The organism is Corynebacterium sp. 212_CJEI (assembly GCF_001055915.1).
Taxonomy (GTDB): domain Bacteria; phylum Actinomycetota; class Actinomycetes; order Mycobacteriales; family Mycobacteriaceae; genus Corynebacterium; species Corynebacterium jeikeium_D.
In genome coordinates, this window is record NZ_JVPT01000047.1 from 1 (window position 1) to 18,797 (window position 18,797).

Consider the following 18,797-nt stretch of genomic DNA (forward strand, 5'->3'; position numbering starts at 1 on the left):
GAAGCCTCGAGACATAACCGGAACAATGTCTCGAGACTTCACATGGTGCCCCCAGTGGGACTCGAACCCACACTGAAAGGATTTTAAGTCCTCTGCCTCTGCCAATTGGGCTATAGGGGCCCCTAAGAAAGATTAATGGGCGATATGGGTGTCTACCAAACTCGCCACAATTCCGTCGAGGATATCCTTCTCGCTGATGTAGAAAAAGCGCTGCTCTTCCTTCGCTGCCTCGGAAAGCGGCAGCGCCTCAAACATGTCCATCAGACCGTCCACAATGATGGAACCGCCGGCGAAGACATCCGCGCGCTTCGGATGCATCACGGGATTGGCAGCGAGGGACTCCGCGTCGGTCTCAATCACGGACGCGGTCAGCGCACGCAACGCCGCAAAGCGCAGCTGCGACAGGTGGATTGCCTCCGGGTCGTAGGTTTCTAGCCCCTGTGCCAGCGCCGACAGCGTGGTGAAGGTCCCGGCGCAGCCGACGATGGTGCGAGCCTTGTCGACAGGCACCTTCGCAACAATCTCGTCGGCCAGCTCCGCAACATACGAACGCGCCTCCTGGACCTGTTCCGCCGTCGGTGGCGAGGCCTGCAGGAACCGTTCGGTCAAGCGCACACTGCCCATAGCCACGGAATCAGAACCGGCTACCGTACCATCGTGGTCACCGACAATAACCTCGGTGGAGCCACCGCCGACGTCAATGACGCAATACGGACCGAGCTCGGGCTCCAAGTCATCTACCGCCCCGCGGAAGGACAGCGCGGCTTCCTCGTCGCCGGAAATGACCTCGGCCTCTGCACCCCACGGAGCGAGAATCTCGCGGGTCATGGCGAAGAAATCGTCGCGGTTGCTTGCGTCGCGTGTCGCCGATGTCGCCACCATTCGGACTGCTTGCACTTTTTCGACCTGCATAAGCTCCGCATACTTCGTCAGAGCCTCCCGCACGCGCTCCAGCGCCTCTGGAGCCAGCATGCCAGTGGCATCCACGCCCTGGCCAAGGCGGACGATTTCCATCAGTCGGTGCAGTTCTGTGATTTCGAGAACTCCATCGACAACCTCGACCCGGCTGATAAGCAGGCGAAGCGAATTAGTGCCGCAGTCGACGGCAGCGAGGGTCGTCATTTATCCCTCCACCCCCGGATACGCAATACCGAGCTCGGCAATCGTGGGCCAATCTGCAGGAATCGCGGTGCCGCGCAGTTTCTCGTTCTCCGCCGCCAGCGCCACCGACTCAGTACCCAGTCGGAAGTGATCCGGCCCCTTGGCCAGCGCGTAGGCAATAAGGACGTGCAGGCACTTCACGCGCGTAGGCATGCCGCCACCGGAGAAGTCCGTGCCCAGGTCTTCCATCTCATTGCGCTCCGCCAGAAATGCCTCGTGCGCGCGCTGGTAATCGGCCGCGAGCTCTTCGTCGCTTTCCAGACGCGCGGTCATTTCCTTCATCACGCCGGTCGTCTCCAACCGGGAGGCCTCCGCTGTCAAACGCGGATCAGTCAGGTAAAAGAGCGTGGGAAACGGAGTGCCATCGTCCAAACGAGGCTTCGTCTTGACCACACCAGGAGTGCCGTCGGGGCTGCGGTAAGAGATGTCCACTACACCCCGTGGTTCACGTCCGAGCTGCTCCGCTATCACTTCCAAATCTGCGGTATCCACAGACATCGGTCACACTCCTTTTGCTTCCGTTTTACTGACACATAATCTCACAGTCGCCTTACAAGCGCGTTGTTTCGCTTTACGACGGCACACTCCGCCGCGCATGCAACCTCACCGAGAGGCTCAGGTAGCCGTATGGAGGTTTAGGACTCCGGTACCGTCGGCAAGCTCTCTGGCCTCGTTGCCTGATCGCGCCCCGGATTCGGGCGAGTCTCTTCGGGTTCGGGCGGGATGGAAATGGAATCCCACAGCGTCTCGTACCACTTCTTAGCCTGGTGCTGCGGAATTTCCTCCGGCTGCGTCACAGGCTGTTCGCCCACGGCCGGATCGAGGATACGGAATGGGGTCTCCCCCGGCTCTACCAGCCCCAGGCGCAGACGTGCCTGCTCCTTAACGTAGGCGGGGTTGGAGTAAAGCTCCTTTTCATCCTCTAACTGCTTAATTCGCTGTTCCATGCGAGCAATATTGTCCTGCGTGGCGGCGACATCCGCCTGTTGTTGTGCAAAAGTCCGCAGCGGAATTGCGAGAACAGATACTAAGAAAAGCACCAGCAGACCAATGCCGATCTTCTGTGCTGTGCTCAGCGAGCGCATTCCCGATGCGATTGCCGCTGCCGAACGCTGCCCCGCCCCTGCAGGGCGCGACTGTGTTCCGCGGCGAGATCGGTCCGATGCACTCATGCCCCACACTCTACCCGACCGCCAGCCGATGAAATAACAAAAACCCGCCCACAACCACGTGCGTGGTGCGGACGGGCAGTGCTAGACGCAGCTTTCGCAGCGCCTCAGCTCTTTACTTGAAACGCGGGAATGCGCTGCGACCAGCGTAGACTGCGGCGTCACCCAGGTACTCCTCGATGCGCAGCAGCTGGTTGTACTTAGCAACGCGCTCGGAGCGAGCCGGAGCACCGGTCTTGATCTGGCCACAGTTCAGGCCGACAGCCAGGTCAGCGATGGTAGTGTCCTCGGTCTCACCAGAGCGGTGGGACATCATGGACTTGTAGCCGGCGTTGTGAGCCATTGCGACGGCCTCGAAGGTCTCGGACAGGGTACCAATCTGGTTGACCTTGACCAGCAGAGCATTAGCGGCCTTCTTCTCAATGCCCTCTGCCAGACGCTTCGGGTTGGTGACGAAGAAGTCGTCGCCGACAATCTGGACCTTGTCACCAAGCTGAGCGGTCAGGGTGGTGTAGCCCTCCCAGTCATCTTCCTGCAGCGGATCCTCGATGGAGACGATGGCGTAGTTCTCAACCAGGTCAGCGTAGACAGCTGCCATCTCCTCAGCGGTGTGCTCGCCGCCCTCGAAGTGGTACTTGCCGTCCTTGAAGAACTCGGAAGAAGCGACGTCGAGAGCCAGAGCGACATCGTCGCCCAACTTGTAGCCTGCGGCCTCAATTGCCTCAACAATCAGGTCCAGTGCAGCCTTGGTGGAGTCAACCGACGGAGCGAAGCCACCCTCATCGCCGAGGCCAGTGGACAGGCCCTTGTCCTTAATGACCTTCTTGAGTGCGTGGTAGACCTCAGCACCGACGCGCAGTGCTTCCTTGAAGGTCGGGGCGCCAATCGGAGCAATCATGAACTCCTGGACGTCAACGCCGGAGTCAGCGTGTGCGCCACCGTTGAGGATGTTCATCATCGGAACCGGCAGAACGTGACCGTTCGGGCCGCCGACGTAGCGGAACAGATCCAGGCCAGCGGACTCAGCAGCAGCCTTGGCAACAGCCATGGAAACACCCAGGATTGCGTTAGCACCCAGGCGGGACTTGTTGTCGGTGCCGTCCAGCTCAATCATGGTCTTGTCAACCAGACGCTGGTCCTCAGCCTCGAGGCCAATAATTGCGTCCTCAATCTCCTCGAGCACAGCGCGGACAGCCTTCTCGACCCCCTTGCCCAGGTAACGGTCTCCGCCATCGCGGAGCTCGTGTGCCTCATGAACGCCGGTGGAGGCACCGGACGGAACCGCAGCGCGGCCCACAGCGCCGTCTTCCAACAGCACCTCAACCTCAACGGTCGGGTTACCACGGGAGTCCAGAATTTCGCGTGCGTTCAACTCGATGATTGCAGCCATAGGTCACCTTTCCGCCGGAACCGTTCCGGCACATGACTCCAATTGTGGCACGGTTTGCCGACCTTCGCCTTAAATCCTTTTCACCCTATGCGGGCTGATTCAGCGCATAGTTCGCCGCAGCGTCCCGAACATCGCGAAGATACTGCTCAGACTGGTTATATGAGCGAATTGCAGATGCCCACCCTTCCGGGGTGGCGAGGTCGCGTTCCCCACTGCAGAGCATCCGTGCGGTGGTCGCAGTTGCGTCGTCGATGTTGTTGGGGTCGGCGACGCCATCACCAGAAGCATCCATCGCAAAACGATGCCAGGTCTCGGGAATAAACTGCATCGGCCCCACAGCGCGGTCATACTCTGTGTCACCGTCGAGTTCGCCGTTGTCAGTATCGAGAACCTCAGCAAACCCACTCGTGCCGTCCAGCGGCGGACCGATAATCGTCGGACTGACTACCCCATCGGCGCCGATATGAGCCGGCTTGAGCCAATTGCCCGAGTACGTGCCGTGATTAGTCTCCACTTTGCCCAGTCCTGCAAGCGTGTTCCACTCCAGGTGGCAGTTCGGGAACTGTTCTGCCGCAATCACATATGCGTTGCCGTAGGCGCGGAGAGCGTCCTCAGAAATACCCGTCTTCGGGGAAATCTGCTGCGCCCACTGTCGGAGCTGTTCCGAGGTGCGCCCGGGCGCGTTGACATCAATCATCGGCGGTGGCTCAGCCGCAGCAGGCGGCACATTATCCGGAATCGGCTTCTTGGTCAACGACGGGATTACGGGTCCAGTGAACATAGCCAACGCCCCAACCGTGCCAATGATGATCAGCACCGCCAGGGAGGTTAGACCGAGGCAGCCACAGCCTCTCGAGGACTTCTTTTTCCCCTTACTGCGGCCACGCGGCTTCGCCCCGCGGGGTGCGGGGTGCGCGTATTCATCAAAGGGAGAATTAGAAGGCATGGGGAATTACTCTACGGGGTAGACCGTAAAAATCACTCAAACTCGAGGACAGAAATCACTTTTGCTGGAAACTAGCTGTCGCTTTCCGACGGGCCGAAGTCCTCAGCCTCTTCGTTATCTTCGCTGCCCGCTGCCCACTGCTCAGCACTGCCGGCCTGCTGATTCTCCATCTGGGCCAGCTCAGTCAGGAATGCGCGTGAAGCCTGTCGGGTCCGTTCTTCCGCACCGGACTCAGTCTCCAGCCCCGGGGTCGGGACCAGAATCTCCACTGGAATGTCTGCATCGGACAGTCCCTGCGCACGTGCGCGGCGGATGGCTTCCTCAGCCAAAGTCAGAGCTGGCAGCTGTGTGGCCGGGTTCGAGCGCGGACGTCCGCGGCCGTAAGCCCACAGTCGCTCCTGTTCTTCCTCCGACACCATCTCTCCCTCGGCCACAGTGCCGTCGAAGAGGTACGGCTGACGAGCGCGCATCTTCAAAATAAAGTCGGTCGCCACATCGTCGAAGTCGAAGTCCTCCGCGATTTCAGCGTGGAAGAGGATCTGCAGCAGCAGATCTGACAGCTCGCTACGAATGTCACCGCCCTCGTTGACTGCGTCGACAAACTCGTAGGTCTCTTCAATGAGATACGGCAGCAGGCTCTTGTGCGTCTGGCGAGCTTCCCACTGCCCCGTGCGCCGTGCGGCCGCCATGATGTCCACGGCCTCGACGACGTGGGGCAGACGAGCTGCGGCAAGCTGTTCCTGCGGAGTCAGCGGTTCTGCAACAGGCTCTGCCCCTGGCTCTGCAACCGGTTCTGGCTCAGGTTCTTTCACCGAGTCCTGCTGGGGAGCCGCCGCAACCTGAGCTGCCGGAGCTGCTGGGTCCGGCGCATCATCCAGCTCGACCGAGTAGACCTTCTCGCCCGCATCGAGGCGATCGAGTACCTCGTCGTTTTCCATATCGGTGGTGACCAGAATCTCCGCCTGGGACACCGAGTGCCCACCGGCGTCGGCGATTGCCCAGCGCACACGGATCGGGACTTCTTCGGTGTAGCTGACTTCACCGGTCAGCAGGCTAGCGGCTTCCAGCGGAATCGCTGTTGGAAAGCGGCTATCGAGCTTGATGATAGTCATACGGTTTCTAGTCCTTTCCCATGTGCGAGATATCCATACGTGGAATTCCCGCCATCGATGTCAAGAAGTCTGCTACCCACTGCACCAATGCAATGTCGCGGACAGGTTTTGCCCGCAACCCTCGCCCTTCCTTCGGCATTCCGACGGAAACCGTGCGCGTTGCCGCACGATAGGTCGCCTGTGGATACAGGCGCTTGAGACGCACCTGCTTGGAGTCAGCAAGCTCCATAGGGGTTATTCTAATGTGCGCACCCATGGCTTGAACTTCATGCACGCCGAATTCCCGGCAAATAATTCGAAGTCGTGAAATAACCGCCAATCTCTCCACCTCAATGGGTGGGGTTCCGTAACGGTCAACGAGCTCTTCGAGCACTACGTCGATATCGTCCAGCGCACTGGCGGCAGCAAATTTGCGGTACGCCTCTAGACGCAGGCGTTCCGACGACACATATTCGGCCGGAATATTCGCATCGACCGGCAAATCGATCCGAACTTCCTTCGGTTCGTTATCGGAAGCATCCGGAGTTGCACCATCGGCCACTGCCTTCAGCGCGGCCACGGCCTCGCCAACCAGTCGGACGTACATATCGAAGCCGACACCGGCAATGTGACCGGACTGCTCCGCACCGAGGATATTTCCGGCACCGCGCATTTCCAGGTCCTTCATGGCCACAGCCATACCGGCACCCAAGTCATTGTTCTGCGCAATCGTGGACAGACGGTCGTAGGAAGTCTCCGTCAGCGTCTGATTTTCCGGGTAGAGGAAGTAGGCATAGGCGCGCTCACGGGAACGGCCCACGCGACCACGCAGCTGGTGCAGCTGGGAAAGACCCATATGGTGGGCGTTTTCCACAATCAACGTATTGGCGTTGGCAATATCCAGGCCGGTCTCCACGATGGTGGTACACACCAGCACGTCGTACTCGCGCTGCCAGAAGCCATCGACCGTGCGCTCCAGCTGCTCCTCCCCCATCTGACCGTGGGCCACTACCACGCGGGCCTCGGGCACCAAATTGCGGATATTCTGTGCGACTTTGTCAATGGTTTCCACCTTATTATGCAGGTAGAACACCTGTCCGTCGCGAAGCAGCTCTCGCCTGATAGCTGCGGCGACCTGCTTGTCGGACTGCGCGCCGACGTATGTCAGCACCGGGTGACGATCCTGCGGCGGGGTGAGAATCTGGCTCATCTCGCGGATGCCAGCAATCGACATTTCGAGCGTGCGCGGAATTGGCGTTGCGGACATGGTGAGCACGTCGACGTGGTGCCGTAGCGCCTTGATGTGTTCCTTGTGCTCGACCCCGAAACGCTGCTCCTCGTCAACGATGACCAGGCCGAGTTCTTTCCACTGCACGCCGGTCTGCAGGAGACGATGCGTGCCGATAACAATGTCGACCGTCCCGTTCTTCAACCCTTCGAGGACCTCCTTGGAGTCCTTCGGCGAGGTGAAGCGGGACAGTCCACGGATGGTGACCGGGAAGCCCTCCATACGCTGAGTGAAAGTGGTCAAATGCTGCTGCGCCAGAAGCGTGGTCGGCACCAACACTGCCACCTGACGGCCATCTTGAACTGCCTTGAAGGCAGCACGCAGTGCCACCTCGGTCTTGCCGTAGCCGACATCGCCGATGAGCACGCGATCCATCGGCACCGGCTTTTCCATGTCGGACTTGATTTCGTCGATGGCCTGCAGCTGGTCCTCAGTCTCGGTGAAGGGGAAGTTATCCTCCATCTCCTGCTGCCATGGCGTATCCGGCGCGAACGCGTGGCCCGGCGCGGCTTGGCGCTCGGCGTAGAGCTTGACCAGCTCTTCCGCAATCTCGCGGACAGCGCCACGGGCCTTGCGCTTGGTGGACTTCCAGTCCGACCCGCCCATCTTCGACAGGGTGGGCTTTTCGCCGCCGACATAGCGCGACAGCAAATCCAGGCTCTCCATCGGCACGTAGAGCTGGTCCGAGGGACCTCCGCGCTTGCTCGGTGCGTACTCGAGCACCACGTACTCGCGGCGTGCCTGATCCTCGCCCGTGCCGATGGTGCGCTCAGTGAGCTTCACAAACCGACCGATGCCATGCGTGTCGTGCACGACATAGTCGCCGGCCTTCAGCGCCAGCGGATCCACGCGACCACGGCGCTTCGCCGGCTTGCGGCGCCCACCAAGCGCACCTTCCGCGATGCGGTTACCTGTGATGTCCTGCTCGGTAATCAGAGTCAGCGCGCCACCGGGAATACGCGGGAATACCAGACCACCGTGCAAAACACCCTGGTAGACGGTAATTCTTCCGGACTCGGGATACTCCGGGCCTGCCGCCATGCGCGTCGCGATTCCGGCTTCCCTAAACTTTTCCGCTTGCCGACGCGCCCCCGCGGGCGTCGCCGCCACGTACGCCACTCGCTCCCCCGCGACCGTGGCATCGCGCAGCTGCTTCATCAGGTGACCAATTTCCTTTAAGTCGCCGCGTGGCGCGGGCCCAGGCTCAAAGGTCAGCGGCAGCACATCATCTTCGGTGACTCCCGCCTCCAACATGCCGGGCGGGGAAATATGCCACGAAGTGGGCATCGGGATAGAGGCCAAGCTGCGGTACGCGCTGGGCTCCAGCCCATCGGTGGCAATTGGCGCCGAGCCACCCATCGCAGCAATTTCCCACGCTGCGGCCATAAACTCCTCGCCTGCACTGATAAGGTCCTGTGCGCGAGAGCGAATGCGCTCCGGCCCGCACATGAGCACATGAGTTTTCTCCGGCATGACCTCGGTGAGCATCTTCATCGGATGCTGACTAATCAGTGGGATCAGCGATTCCATGCCCTCCACCCACTGGCCATCGCCGATGCGGGTGAGCATTTCTTGGACCTGGCCAGAGCGCGTGGTGGCGAGTTTCTCCGCGGCGGCCTTCACGTCGTCGTCGATAAGCAGTGCACGACACGGGAAGATATCCAGCTGGTCAACCTCTACCTCAGAGATCGTGCGCTGGTCAGCGACGGAAAAGGCGCGCAAATCGGTGACCTCGTCACCCCAGAGCTCGATACGTACCGGCAGCTCTTCGGTCGCTGGGAAGACGTCGACGATGCCGCCACGCACGGCAAACTGGCCACGCCTGCCGACCATGTCCACATGCGAATAGCCGTGGTGCACCAGCCGCTCAACCAGGTCCTCGCAGTCCTGGTCCAGCTGGACGTGAATGGGGGCGCTGGTTTCAGCCTCGAGGTCGTCCACAATCGGCTGCACCAACGAGCGCACCGCCGCAATCAGAACGTCGACTTTGCCCCGGCGAACGTCGTAAAGCGCCTTACGACGCTGCGCCACGGTATCCACCGCTGGCGAAAGCTTCTCATGCGGGAGCGTCTCCCACGAGGGGAACATAGCTACACGGTCGCCGATCATAGACTTGACCTCGGCAGTCAGGTCCTCCGCCTCACGGCCGGTAGCCGTGACGACCAGAACCGGCACCTTCGTAGACATGGCGTAAATAAGGTGCGAACGCACCGCGTCCGCACCCGTGAGCGCCAGTTCGTCTTCGCCGATGCGCCCGAGCACGCCGACAAATTGAGGATCCGTGACAACGAGGCTTTCCAGCCCCGACAGCGGGTTCGGCAGAATGCTGGGTGTGGCTTTCGCCGAGGAAGACGCAGAAGTTGGCATAGCCCCAATATAACCATGCACCCCGGATCCACCCTGCGTGCTGGTTAGCCGTTCTCCGCCACCTGCATCGGGTCCGCTGCAGCACCTGCTCCAAACTTCGCGCCCTCAGCGGCCGCTGGCACATCAGCGGAACCATGCAGAGTCGGAGAACCCTCCATGCCGGCCAGCCCGTTCCAACACAGGTTCACGATGTGCGCCGCCACCGTCTCCTTATCCGGACTGCGCTTCTCCATCCACCAGCGAGCGGTCTGCGAAACCATACCGACCATGCAGTTTCCGTAGAGCACCGACATGGCCGGGTCGAAGCCGGCGCGTTTGAAAGCCTCGGCAAGGATAGGCGTAATCGACTCAGTGGCATTATTCAGCAGCGTCTCATAGCCACCCGCCACGCCGGGGTCGCGAGAAATAATGGAGAATCCCTCCGGGTTTTCCTCCACATAAGTCAGCAGTGCCAACACCGCCTGTTCGATGCGGTAACGCGAGCGTCCCAGGGACAACGCTTCCCTAATCGTGGCCTCCAGGGTCTTCATCTCCTGGTCGACGACTGCCTGGTAGAGCCGCTCTTTGGTACCGAAATGCTCGTAGACAACCGGCTTTGATACCCCAGCTGCGGCAGCGATCTCCTCCATTGAGGCGGCATCAAGCCCCTTGGCGGCAAAGATTCCACGGCTGACTTCTGTCAGCTGAGCTTTGCGCTGTGGACCGGTCATACGTCGTCTCGGAGAATTGGAGGCCATGCTTTTAGATTAGTGGCTAAAGTCTTGCTATCGTATATCGCAGGCGCAAGCGAGTTGGCTGAGTCGAATCAGCCATGCAATTTTTCGCGTTTGCCCCATTCTCCCATGGTGTAATGGCAACACTCCGGTTTTTGGTACCGGCATTCTAGGTTCGAGTCCTGGTGGGAGAGCAAGCGGGGGGCCGGCCCCTTAATTAAGAAGTGACTTTTCGCCCCGCCGTGACCGTGATGCACCCTGACCGAGGAGTAGCAAGTTTCATGTCGAACGGTTCGGCCACCGCTGTGGTCATTCTCGCCGCGGGTCAAGGCACCCGAATGAAATCCGATACGCCGAAAATGCTGCACGCTATCGGCGGTCGTACCATGTTGGAGCACGCGCTCTATGCCGCCAAGGGCATTAATCCGGATGAGATTGCTGTTGTCGTTGGCCACCAGCGCGAAAAGGTAATCGACGCCATCGGGACTTGGGCCTCGGACACCGAGCACTCCAACGGTGTCGTCATTGCCCACCAGGACGAGCAAAACGGTACCGGCCACGCTGTTCAGTGCGCGCTGGAGCACCCCGAGCTGCAGAACTTCGATGGCACCATCCTGGTGACCACTTCCGATGTTCCGCTGCTGGATTCCGAAGCGCTCCAGGCGCTGCTCGAAGAACACAACCGCAAGCCACGCGCTGCCGTGACTGTGCTGACCTCCACTGCTGACAACCCGCACGGCTACGGCCGCATCGTTCGCAACGCCGACGGCGAAGTTCTGCGCATCGTGGAGGAAAAGGACGCCTCCGACGAGGAACGCGAGATCACCGAGGTCAACTCCGGTGTCTACGCATTTGATGCCGAGACCCTGGCAAACGCTCTCAAGCAGCTGGACACCAACAATGCCCAGGGCGAGCTCTACCTCACCGATGTCATCGGCATCGCCCGTGAGGCCGACCGCTCAGTGCGCGGTCACCGCCTCGCCGACGCCACCGTCGTCGCCGGTGTCAATGACCGCGTCCAGCTGGCTACCCTTGGCCGTGAGCTCAACCGTCGCACCTGCGAGGCAGCTATGCGCGGGGGCGCCACTATCGTCGATCCGGACACCACGTGGATTGACGTTGAGGTGGAAATCGGCCGCGACGTCACGATTCTGCCGGGCACGCAGCTGCACGGCAAGACCGTGATTGGCGACGGGGCCACCGTGGGACCGGACACGACGCTGACCAACATGGTCGTCGGCAAGCGCGCCAGCGTCGTACGTACACACGGTTCCGATTCGGAGATCGGCGAGGATGCGACGGTCGGACCGTTCACCTACATTCGCCCGAACACCAAACTCGGTGTCGGCGCGAAGCTCGGCGGCTTCGTAGAAGCGAAGAACGCGCAGATTGGAAACGGTTCGAAGGTTCCGCACCTGACCTACGTCGGCGATGCGGAGATTGGCGAGCACTCCAACATTGGTGCCTCCAGCGTGTTCGTGAACTACGACGGTGTCAACAAGCACCGCACTGTTATCGGCTCGCATGTTCGCACCGGCTCCGACACCATGTTCATCGCTCCGGTGACCGTGGGTGATGGTGCGTACTCAGGTGCAGGTACTGTTATTAAGGACGACGTTCCTCCGGGAGCATTGGCGGTCAGTGGTGGCCGTCAGCGCAACATCGAGGGATGGGTCGAGCGGAAGCGTCCAGGTACCGCTGCTGCTGAGGCAGCGCAGGCGGCGCAGGTAGCTGACAACGCTGACAACAACAAGGAAGACCAGGAAGGCTAGACGGCAGATGACCGGCCAGTGGATCGATAACCAAAAGAACCTCATGCTCTTCTCCGGAAGGGCACACCCGGAATTGGGCGAGGCAGTTGCCAAGGAGCTCGGCACAGAGCTGACTCCGATGACCGCTCGTGATTTTGCCAACGGTGAAATCTTCGTGCGCTACGAGGAATCCGTCCGCGGTTCCGATGCCTTCGTGCTGCAGGCGCACCCGGCACCGCTGAACAAGTGGCTCATCGAGCAGCTGATTATGATTGACGCGCTCAAGCGCGGTTCGGCCAAGCGCATCACCGCTATCCTGCCGTTCTTCCCATACGCCCGCCAGGACAAGAAGCACCGTGGCCGTGAGCCGATTTCCGCTCGCCTGGTCGCTGATCTGCTCAAGACCGCAGGCGCTGACCGCATCGTCTCCGTGGATCTCCACACCGACCAGATTCAGGGCTTCTTCGACGGCCCGGTCGATCACATGCACGCCATGCCGATTCTGTCGGAGTACATCAAGAAGAACTACTCCCTGAACAACCTGGTCGTGGTCTCCCCTGACGCCGGCCGTGTGAAGGTTTCCGAGAAGTGGGCCAACACCCTGGGCGACGCCCCGCTGGCCTTCATTCACAAGACCCGTTCCGTCGATGTCGCAAACCAGGTTGTCGCCAACCGCGTGGTCGGCGAGGTCTCCGGTAAGACCTGTCTGCTCATCGACGACATGATTGACACCGGCGGCACCATCGCCGGCGCTGTCAAGGTGCTGCGTGAGGCTGGCGCTGAGGATGTCATCATCGCTACCACGCACGGCGTCTTCTCCGCCCCAGCTCGCGAGCGCCTGTCGAAGTGCGGTGCCCGCGAGGTCATCACCACCGATACCTTGCCGCAGTCCACCGAGGGCTGGGACAACCTGACCGTCCTGCCAATCGCACCACTGCTGGCTAAGACGATCCACGAGATCTTCGAAAACGGTTCCGTCACCACTCTCTTCGAGGGCCAGGCATAAGCTCTTTCCGCTTGCCGACGGGCACCCCGCCGCGACCAGCAACCTAGTTTTGCTGGTGGTGGCGGGGTTTGCTGTTTGACCTGTTAGTCCACTACAATTTTTCCGGTAAGTCTCGGCGAGGGCGGCCACAGTAGGTGGTTGCCGTTATCGACGCGACGCTCGCAGCCCAACTTTTGCGCCCACGGTGGCATGGATGCGGCACGTGCTCGACTCGACGACTCAGTATCGAATCGTTTAGGAGTCCATTTTCATGGCAAAGCCCAACATCATCAAGATTGATGCTCGTAACCGCACCGAGTTCGGCAAGGGTGCCGCTCGCCGTGCCCGCGTTGCTGGCGACATCCCGGTTGTCATCTACGGCGCTGACCTGGATGCTCCGAAGCACATCCTCGTTGACACTCTGGATTTCCACGCTGTCATCCGTAACCACGGTGTCAACGCTGTTCTGGACGTCAACATCGAGGGCGAGTCCCAGCTGTCCATGGTTAAGGCTGTTGACCAGAACCCGCTGACTCTCGACATCGACCACGCTGACCTGCTCGCCATTCACCGTGACGAGAAGGTTGAGGTTGAGGTTCCGGTCGTTCCGACTGGCGAGCTCGCTCCGGGTGCCCTGCTCATGCAGGATGCCGAGACCATTCTGGTCAACGCACCGGTTCTGGCTATTCCGGAAGAGATCGAGGTCTCCGTCGAGGGTGCAGAGGTCGGCACCATGGTTCACGCCGGCGACGTTACCCTGCCAGAGGGCCTGGTCCTCACCGACGACGCTGACCTGCTCATCTTCAACATCGTCGAGCCGGAGGAGGAGCCGGCTGGTGACGTCGATGCCGACATCGAGGGCATGGGCGAGGCTGAGACCCCGGATGAGCCAGCTGAGGAATCCGCTGAGTAATGTAAGCGCTGAATAGCTCTAGCTGACTGAGCCAATACAGGCTTTCACGCTTAGCTAACAAAAAAGGGACGGACGCTCTTGTCCGTCCCTTTTTTGCACTCCCCAAAATCAAAAGATTGCTTACCGTGTGCCAAGATTGAACTCATGAACGCCTCCACCACGCCTCTACTTGTCGTGGGCCTCGGCAACCCTGGGCCCAAATATGAACTCACCCGCCATAACGTCGGACATCTGGTGCTAGATGAACTAGCTAGCCGGACTTCTCCGATGCCGTCGTCGTTTAGCGTGCACAAGAAGTCCAACGCTGAGATTGTGCAGACTCGGTTTAAAACCTCCGATGGTGGCGAGCGACAGGTGATCCTGGCTAAACCCCGGACGTACATGAATCTGTCGGGTGGGCCGGTCGCGGCGCTGGCGAAGTTCTTCAACATCGCACCTACCGACGTCGTGGTGGTCCACGATGAGCTGGATCTGGACCCGGGCGTGGTCCGCCTCAAACGTGGCGGTGGCGAGAATGGCCACAATGGGCTGCGTTCGACCTCGAAGTCATTGGGCACGAAGGACTACATGCGCGTGCGCATTGGCATTGGTCGTCCTCCGGGCCGCCAGGATCCAGCTGATTATGTGCTGCGCAACTTCAATGCCAAGGAGCGCGAGGAACTCGCTTTCACCCTGCCCACCGCGGCGGAGGCAGTGGAGCTAATCGCCAGCCACGGGCTGGAAATTGCTCAGAACCAGGTGCACGGGCGGTAGCAGATAGAGGCAAATGGCAGCAACGAGCCCCCTTCCCTCCCAACTTTCACTGGGATGAGAAAAGGGGGCTATTTTCGCGTTCCCGGGAGCTTCATTCTTTACAGCTCGTCGGTGTTCGTGCTGCTCGGCGTTTTCGTCGGCGGTTTCGCTCTGTCCACCGAGCGCCTGGCGGTGGGATTCGGGAAGCTGCGGCAGGGCGCCCGTGAGGGCATCAACCAGGTGATGAGGATCAGGCGCCCGGGGAGCTCCCCGTCCGGCACGCCCACGACTCGGCGTAGCGACCGCCCTTCGCCAGCAATTCATCGTGCGTACCCCGTTCTGCGACCGTCCCGTCCTCTGACAGCACGACGATGAGGTCGGCATCGCGGACGGTGTGCAGGCGATGGGCGACGACGATCACGGTGTGATCGCCGCGCAACGCCTCCATCGTGCCGACGATCGCCCGCTCAGTGGCCGCATCCAGCGAGGATGTCGGCTCGTCGAGAAGCACCACCGGGGAATCCTTCAAAAGCGCCCGGGCGATGGCGAGGCGCTGCCGCTCGCCTCCCGACAGCAGCGTCCCCTCCTCCCCCACCGGGGTATCCCACCCGGAAGGCAGCAGCTCCACGATGCGGTCCACCCCGGAACGCCGGGCGGCCTCGCGCAAGCGGTCCCCGTCACCGGGCCCGGAACCGAATTCGGGGTCGGCGAAGACCACGTTGTCCCGCACGGACGCGTCGAAAAGGAACGTCTCCTGGAACACCGGGGTCACCAGCGAGTTCACGCCGTCGGTGCCGATCCGAGGCAAGGGCACCCCGCCGATGAGGATCTCCCCCGAGTCCGGATCATGAAAACGCGACAGCAGCCGCATGACCGTCGTCTTGCCCGCCCCCGACGGTCCTACTACGGCAACCAGCGCTCCCTGAGGTGCACGGAAGCTGACGCCGTCGAGAACCTTCTTATCCCCGTACCCGAAGCTCACGCCGCGGAACTCCACGTCATGCCCGTCGGGCGGCTCCGGTGCGGCAGGTTCGGGAAGGGCGGGGATTGCCCGCAGGTCACGCAACGCAGCCAACGTGTTGCGGCCCGCACCGAAACCGCCGGACAACGCTCCCGCCGTGGTGATCGGTCCGGTGAACTGGACGACCACGATGAGCATTGGCGCCAAATGCGCCGGCGCCATCCCGCCCGTCGCGGCGACTGCCACGGCGACGATTACCGCCGCCGTGAACACCGCATGGACGACCGAACTCAACCGTCCGATGGCCGCCCCCTGCGTCGACGTCGCCTTCGCGAACGCATCGTGTTGGGCCCGGATTGCCTCATCCACCATCGCGTCCGCCGCCGAACCGTCGCTCGCGGCGCGAATCGCCTGCTGGCAGCGGGTGAACTCGATCAGCCTGCCGGAGACGGCAGCGACGGCGTCAGCATGCGCTTCGTCCGACTCCCCGCCGACCCGGCCAATGGCCCGGTAGGCGAAGAAGAGCACCGGCGCCGACGCGACGAGAACCAAACCGACGCGCCAATCCACCGCCAGAATTCCGAAGGCGATGACGGTCGGCGCAACCACCGCGGCGATGACGGGCCGCAGGATCACGTGCGGCACGGACGCCGCGAACGCGATACCCGACGACGCCATCTCCGAAAAGCGGCCGGCCGTGGACTTGGTGACGTACCCGAGTGGCAACGTCAGCACCCGTTCGCCCAGGGAACGCAGCAGGGACGACAGCACCGCTGCGGAATTCGCCCTGCCGACCGTCCCCGCGGCGAGGGACAGCACCGCATGGGCGGCCGCGAGGCCGGCGATGACGCCGGTGAAACGCCACGCCGTCGCATCATCTCCCTCGGCCAGAGCCGACAGCAGCGGCAGCAGCGCGACGAACGCCGCTCCCTGGGCCAGCGCGGCAAGCGCGGCCAACGCAATGAGCCACGCCAGCGTCATTCTCGAGCGCCGATCTGTCATCGACCACAAGTCCCGAATCATCGGTTCCCCGCCTTTTCATCGTCTGATTCAGTGCCCCGCGGGGCGGATGGTTCGTCGTCGAGCGCGAACGCGCGCCACAAATCCCGGTAGCGGCCACCGCGCGCAAGCAACTCGTCGTGGGTACCCGCCTCCGCGACCGCTCCCCCATCGAGAACGAGGATGCGGTCGGCGTTGCGGATCGTGCTCAACCTGTGCGCGATCACAATCACCGTCCGCGAACGGGCCAAACGCTCGATTGCGGACTGGATGAGGGCCTCGGAAGCCGGATCCGCGTAAGCGGTTGCCTCGTCGAAGATGAGCACCGGCGCGTCCGTGACGATCGACCTCGCGATGGCCACGCGCTGCGCCTCACCACCGGAAAAGGTCACGTCGACGTTGACCACCGAATCCAGACGCTTCGGCAGCGCCGCGATGACCGCATCGAGGTTCGCGAGCTTCGCGGCCGCCATGATTTCGCCGTCGGTGGCGTCTCTCCTGGCCAGCCGGATGTTCTCCCGCAACGGCAGCGTGAGCAACTGCGGATCTTGGAACACCACCGACACCGAGCGGTGCACGTCGCGCACGGCAATGTCGCGAAGATCGGCGCCGCCCAGCAGCACCGAGCCTTCAACGGGGTCGTGGAAACGCGCCAACAGCCGGGCGACGGTGGACTTTCCGGAACCGGAGGACCCCACCAGCGCAGTGAGGGTCCCCGGTTCGAACGTCGCGGACATCCCGTCGAGGACCCGCGGCCCATCGCCGTAGGAGAAGACCAGGTTCCGGACCTCGAGCGCGCCTCCGCGCACGGGCACCGGATCGGCGGGCTCGGCGATCGGCGGCGTGCCCAGCACCTCCGCGATGGATTTCAGGGCGGCAATCCCCGCGATGATGGGTTCGGAGTTCATGGCTACCCGCACGATCGCCGCGGAGAGTCCAAGGCCGAGAACCAGCCCGGCGACGAGACCTTCCGGTGTGCCGCCCGCGGCGTCCCTCAGAGCGAGGCCGGCGCCGCACACCACTGCGAGGACCGTGATCGGAGACGTCACCACGTCGATGAGCCCAAGATAGATGTTCGACTGCCGGGACCAGGCGGACCACGCGCGGACGAACGACGACGCCGCGGCATCGTAGCGGCCCGAGCCCTGGTTGGCGCGTCCGAAGGACTTCATCACCGGGATGCCGCGCACCAACTCGATGACCGCGGCCGTCACTCCTTCGGAGGCTCGCTCGTAGTCGCGCTGAAGGCCGGCGCCACGCGACATCATTACGCCCATCAGGGCGAAGGTGACCAGCACCGGGACGACCGCCACCGCCGCGATTCGCCAATCCACCGCGACGAGCGCGATGAGGGAAAGCAGGGGAACCAGCACCGCCACCACGGTCTCACCGACGGTGTGGCCCATGAGCTGGTGGACAGCCGCGACGTCCTTCTCAACCGACCCGATGATTCCCGACGAGCGCCGGGCGTCTAGCCAGCCCAGCGGCAACTTCCGGATTTGGGCGACCAGCCGGCGCCGGAGGTGGAGCTGCAGGTCGTTATCCGCCCGGTGCGAGAGCATGCCGGCGGCGCCGTCCGCGGCCATGCGCACCGTTGCGGCGACGACGATGACAGCCACGGCCAACCACGTCCGATGCTCCGGGGCCTCCGGGTACGTCATCGCGATGTCGATGATGCCGACCAGCGAAGCGACGGTAGCCACCGACGACAGTACGGATAACGCGACCACCGCACGCATCCGGGTCCGGATCGGGGCGAGCAGCGACCACGGGCCTACGGTCCCGTCCACGGCGCTCACTTGCCCGCCTCCCCGATCGCGCTTTTCTTCGTGAGAGTGCAGAAGTACACCATGCCGGCGTGTGAGGCTCCGCCCAGCTTCAGCCCGTTGGCTTCGGCGAGGTCCTCGAGCTCGCTGCCCCGGAACACCCGGTGGCCCATCTTCGCCATGACGGCCATGTCGACCCGCTCGTTCACGTCGGGATCCTCGGCGAACGTCTGCACGTAAGCGATGCCGCCGTCGGCGAGCAGCCTGGCGACCCTGCCGAGCGCGGCACCTGCATCCTTCATTTGGTGGAGCGCGCCGCACACCCAGATTTCATCGGTCCTGCCGGGCTCTCCCGCGAGCGGCGCGAGGACGTCGGCGACGTGGAATTCCGTCCGGGCCCCGAGCCCGTCGACGGCGGCGGCGTCCATCGGTTCACGCGCATAGCGGCTGAGGAACCTCGGCTGGACCTTGTCCTGGTAGGCCGCGAGGAGTCTGCGGTTGTTCTGGACGATCTGGGCAATCGACTTCATCTGGTTCTGTCTCCGGGGTGTGTGGGCCGCGTCCG

The 18,797-nt window shown here is 62.3% G+C and carries 15 protein-coding genes and 2 tRNA genes; 5 read left to right on the plus strand and 12 right to left on the minus strand.

The window, feature by feature from the left end; translation table 11 throughout:
• Positions 1-43 precede the first annotated feature (43 nt).
• The 9 genes from ADB02_RS04375 to ADB02_RS04415 all read right to left on the minus strand — a co-directional run bounded on the left by ADB02_RS04375 (position 44) and on the right by ADB02_RS04415 (position 10,149).
• Positions 44-120, minus strand: a tRNA-Leu gene (locus tag ADB02_RS04375).
• A gap of 12 nt (positions 121-132) precedes the next feature.
• Positions 133-1,122, minus strand: coding sequence for a Ppx/GppA phosphatase family protein (locus tag ADB02_RS04380; RefSeq protein ID WP_049172251.1), 990 nt, complete (start codon positions 1,120-1,122; stop codon positions 133-135).
• Positions 1,123-1,659, minus strand: a complete 537-nt coding sequence (locus ADB02_RS04385) for a DUF501 domain-containing protein (RefSeq protein ID WP_049182367.1) — start codon at positions 1,657-1,659, stop codon at positions 1,123-1,125. It lies immediately after the preceding gene.
• Positions 1,660-1,796: 137 nt separating this feature from the next.
• Positions 1,797-2,333: an FtsB family cell division protein gene (locus ADB02_RS04390; RefSeq protein WP_048733957.1), complete on the minus strand. Its 537-nt coding sequence runs from the start codon at positions 2,331-2,333 to the stop codon at positions 1,797-1,799.
• A gap of 112 nt (positions 2,334-2,445) precedes the next feature.
• A complete protein-coding gene (eno, locus tag ADB02_RS04395) occupies positions 2,446-3,720 on the minus strand; it encodes a phosphopyruvate hydratase (RefSeq protein WP_048733955.1) in 1,275 nt (424 codons plus the stop codon).
• A gap of 85 nt (positions 3,721-3,805) precedes the next feature.
• Positions 3,806-4,666, minus strand: a complete 861-nt coding sequence (locus ADB02_RS04400; protein WP_049172246.1) for a lytic transglycosylase domain-containing protein — start codon at positions 4,664-4,666, stop codon at positions 3,806-3,808.
• 71 nt (positions 4,667-4,737) lie between these two features.
• Positions 4,738-5,778 carry a MazG nucleotide pyrophosphohydrolase domain-containing protein gene (locus ADB02_RS04405; RefSeq protein ID WP_049189751.1) on the minus strand — a complete coding sequence of 347 codons (1,041 nt, stop codon included), beginning with the start codon at positions 5,776-5,778 and terminating at the stop codon, positions 4,738-4,740.
• 7 nt (positions 5,779-5,785) lie between these two features.
• Positions 5,786-9,412: a transcription-repair coupling factor gene (gene mfd, locus ADB02_RS04410; RefSeq protein ID WP_049189752.1), complete on the minus strand. Its 3,627-nt coding sequence runs from the start codon at positions 9,410-9,412 to the stop codon at positions 5,786-5,788.
• Positions 9,413-9,456: 44 nt separating this feature from the next.
• Positions 9,457-10,149, minus strand: a complete 693-nt coding sequence (locus tag ADB02_RS04415) for a TetR/AcrR family transcriptional regulator (RefSeq protein WP_101687444.1) — start codon at positions 10,147-10,149, stop codon at positions 9,457-9,459.
• A gap of 99 nt (positions 10,150-10,248) precedes the next feature.
• Here ADB02_RS04415 and ADB02_RS04420 point away from each other — a divergent pair.
• From ADB02_RS04420 to pth, 5 genes are all read left to right on the plus strand, one after another.
• Positions 10,249-10,319: transfer RNA gene (locus ADB02_RS04420), tRNA-Gln, on the plus strand.
• A gap of 87 nt (positions 10,320-10,406) precedes the next feature.
• On the plus strand, positions 10,407-11,897 hold the full coding sequence (gene glmU, locus ADB02_RS04425; RefSeq protein WP_049172238.1) for a bifunctional UDP-N-acetylglucosamine diphosphorylase/glucosamine-1-phosphate N-acetyltransferase GlmU: 1,491 nt from the start codon (positions 10,407-10,409) through the stop codon (positions 11,895-11,897).
• 7 nt (positions 11,898-11,904) lie between these two features.
• Entirely contained in the window at positions 11,905-12,882 is a 978-nt protein-coding gene (locus ADB02_RS04430; protein ID WP_049189753.1) for a ribose-phosphate diphosphokinase, read from the plus strand.
• Between the two features lie 250 nt (positions 12,883-13,132).
• Positions 13,133-13,774 (plus strand): 50S ribosomal protein L25/general stress protein Ctc, encoded by a 642-nt coding sequence (locus ADB02_RS04435; protein WP_038626221.1) that lies wholly within the window; start codon positions 13,133-13,135, stop codon positions 13,772-13,774.
• A gap of 144 nt (positions 13,775-13,918) precedes the next feature.
• Positions 13,919-14,527, plus strand: a complete 609-nt coding sequence (pth, locus tag ADB02_RS04440) for an aminoacyl-tRNA hydrolase (RefSeq protein ID WP_049189754.1) — start codon at positions 13,919-13,921, stop codon at positions 14,525-14,527.
• Positions 14,528-14,756: 229 nt separating this feature from the next.
• Here pth and ADB02_RS04445 read toward each other — a convergent pair whose 3' ends face one another.
• Genes ADB02_RS04445 through ADB02_RS04455 form a run of 3 tightly spaced genes read right to left on the minus strand, consistent with a single transcriptional unit; the run spans position 14,757 to position 18,762 of the window.
• Entirely contained in the window at positions 14,757-16,490 is a 1,734-nt protein-coding gene (locus tag ADB02_RS04445) for an ABC transporter ATP-binding protein (protein WP_049189755.1), read from the minus strand.
• Entirely contained in the window at positions 16,487-18,265 is a 1,779-nt protein-coding gene (locus ADB02_RS04450; protein ID WP_049189756.1) for an ABC transporter ATP-binding protein, read from the minus strand. The genes ADB02_RS04445 and ADB02_RS04450 overlap by 4 nt, the downstream gene beginning before the upstream one ends.
• Entirely contained in the window at positions 18,262-18,762 is a 501-nt protein-coding gene (locus ADB02_RS04455; RefSeq protein WP_049189769.1) for a class I SAM-dependent methyltransferase, read from the minus strand. The genes ADB02_RS04450 and ADB02_RS04455 overlap by 4 nt, the downstream gene beginning before the upstream one ends.
• Positions 18,763-18,797: the final 35 nt, after the last annotated feature.

Coding starts and splice junctions, on each gene's coding strand:
- ADB02_RS04380 (WP_049172251.1), bottom strand. CDS start 1,122: ATGACGACCCTCGCTGCCGTCGACTGCGGCACTAATTCGCTTCGCCTG.
- ADB02_RS04385 (WP_049182367.1), bottom strand. CDS start 1,659: ATGTCTGTGGATACCGCAGATTTGGAAGTGATAGCGGAGCAGCTCGGA.
- ADB02_RS04390 (WP_048733957.1), bottom strand. CDS start 2,333: ATGAGTGCATCGGACCGATCTCGCCGCGGAACACAGTCGCGCCCTGCA.
- eno (WP_048733955.1), bottom strand. CDS start 3,720: ATGGCTGCAATCATCGAGTTGAACGCACGCGAAATTCTGGACTCCCGT.
- ADB02_RS04400 (WP_049172246.1), bottom strand. CDS start 4,666: ATGCCTTCTAATTCTCCCTTTGATGAATACGCGCACCCCGCACCCCGC.
- ADB02_RS04405 (WP_049189751.1), bottom strand. CDS start 5,778: ATGACTATCATCAAGCTCGATAGCCGCTTTCCAACAGCGATTCCGCTG.
- mfd (WP_049189752.1), bottom strand. CDS start 9,412: ATGCCAACTTCTGCGTCTTCCTCGGCGAAAGCCACACCCAGCATTCTG.
- ADB02_RS04415 (WP_101687444.1), bottom strand. CDS start 10,149: ATGGCCTCCAATTCTCCGAGACGACGTATGACCGGTCCACAGCGCAAA.
- glmU (WP_049172238.1), top strand. CDS start 10,407: ATGTCGAACGGTTCGGCCACCGCTGTGGTCATTCTCGCCGCGGGTCAA.
- ADB02_RS04430 (WP_049189753.1), top strand. CDS start 11,905: ATGACCGGCCAGTGGATCGATAACCAAAAGAACCTCATGCTCTTCTCC.
- ADB02_RS04435 (WP_038626221.1), top strand. CDS start 13,133: ATGGCAAAGCCCAACATCATCAAGATTGATGCTCGTAACCGCACCGAG.
- pth (WP_049189754.1), top strand. CDS start 13,919: ATGAACGCCTCCACCACGCCTCTACTTGTCGTGGGCCTCGGCAACCCT.
- ADB02_RS04445 (WP_049189755.1), bottom strand. CDS start 16,490: ATGATTCGGGACTTGTGGTCGATGACAGATCGGCGCTCGAGAATGACG.
- ADB02_RS04455 (WP_049189769.1), bottom strand. CDS start 18,762: ATGAAGTCGATTGCCCAGATCGTCCAGAACAACCGCAGACTCCTCGCG.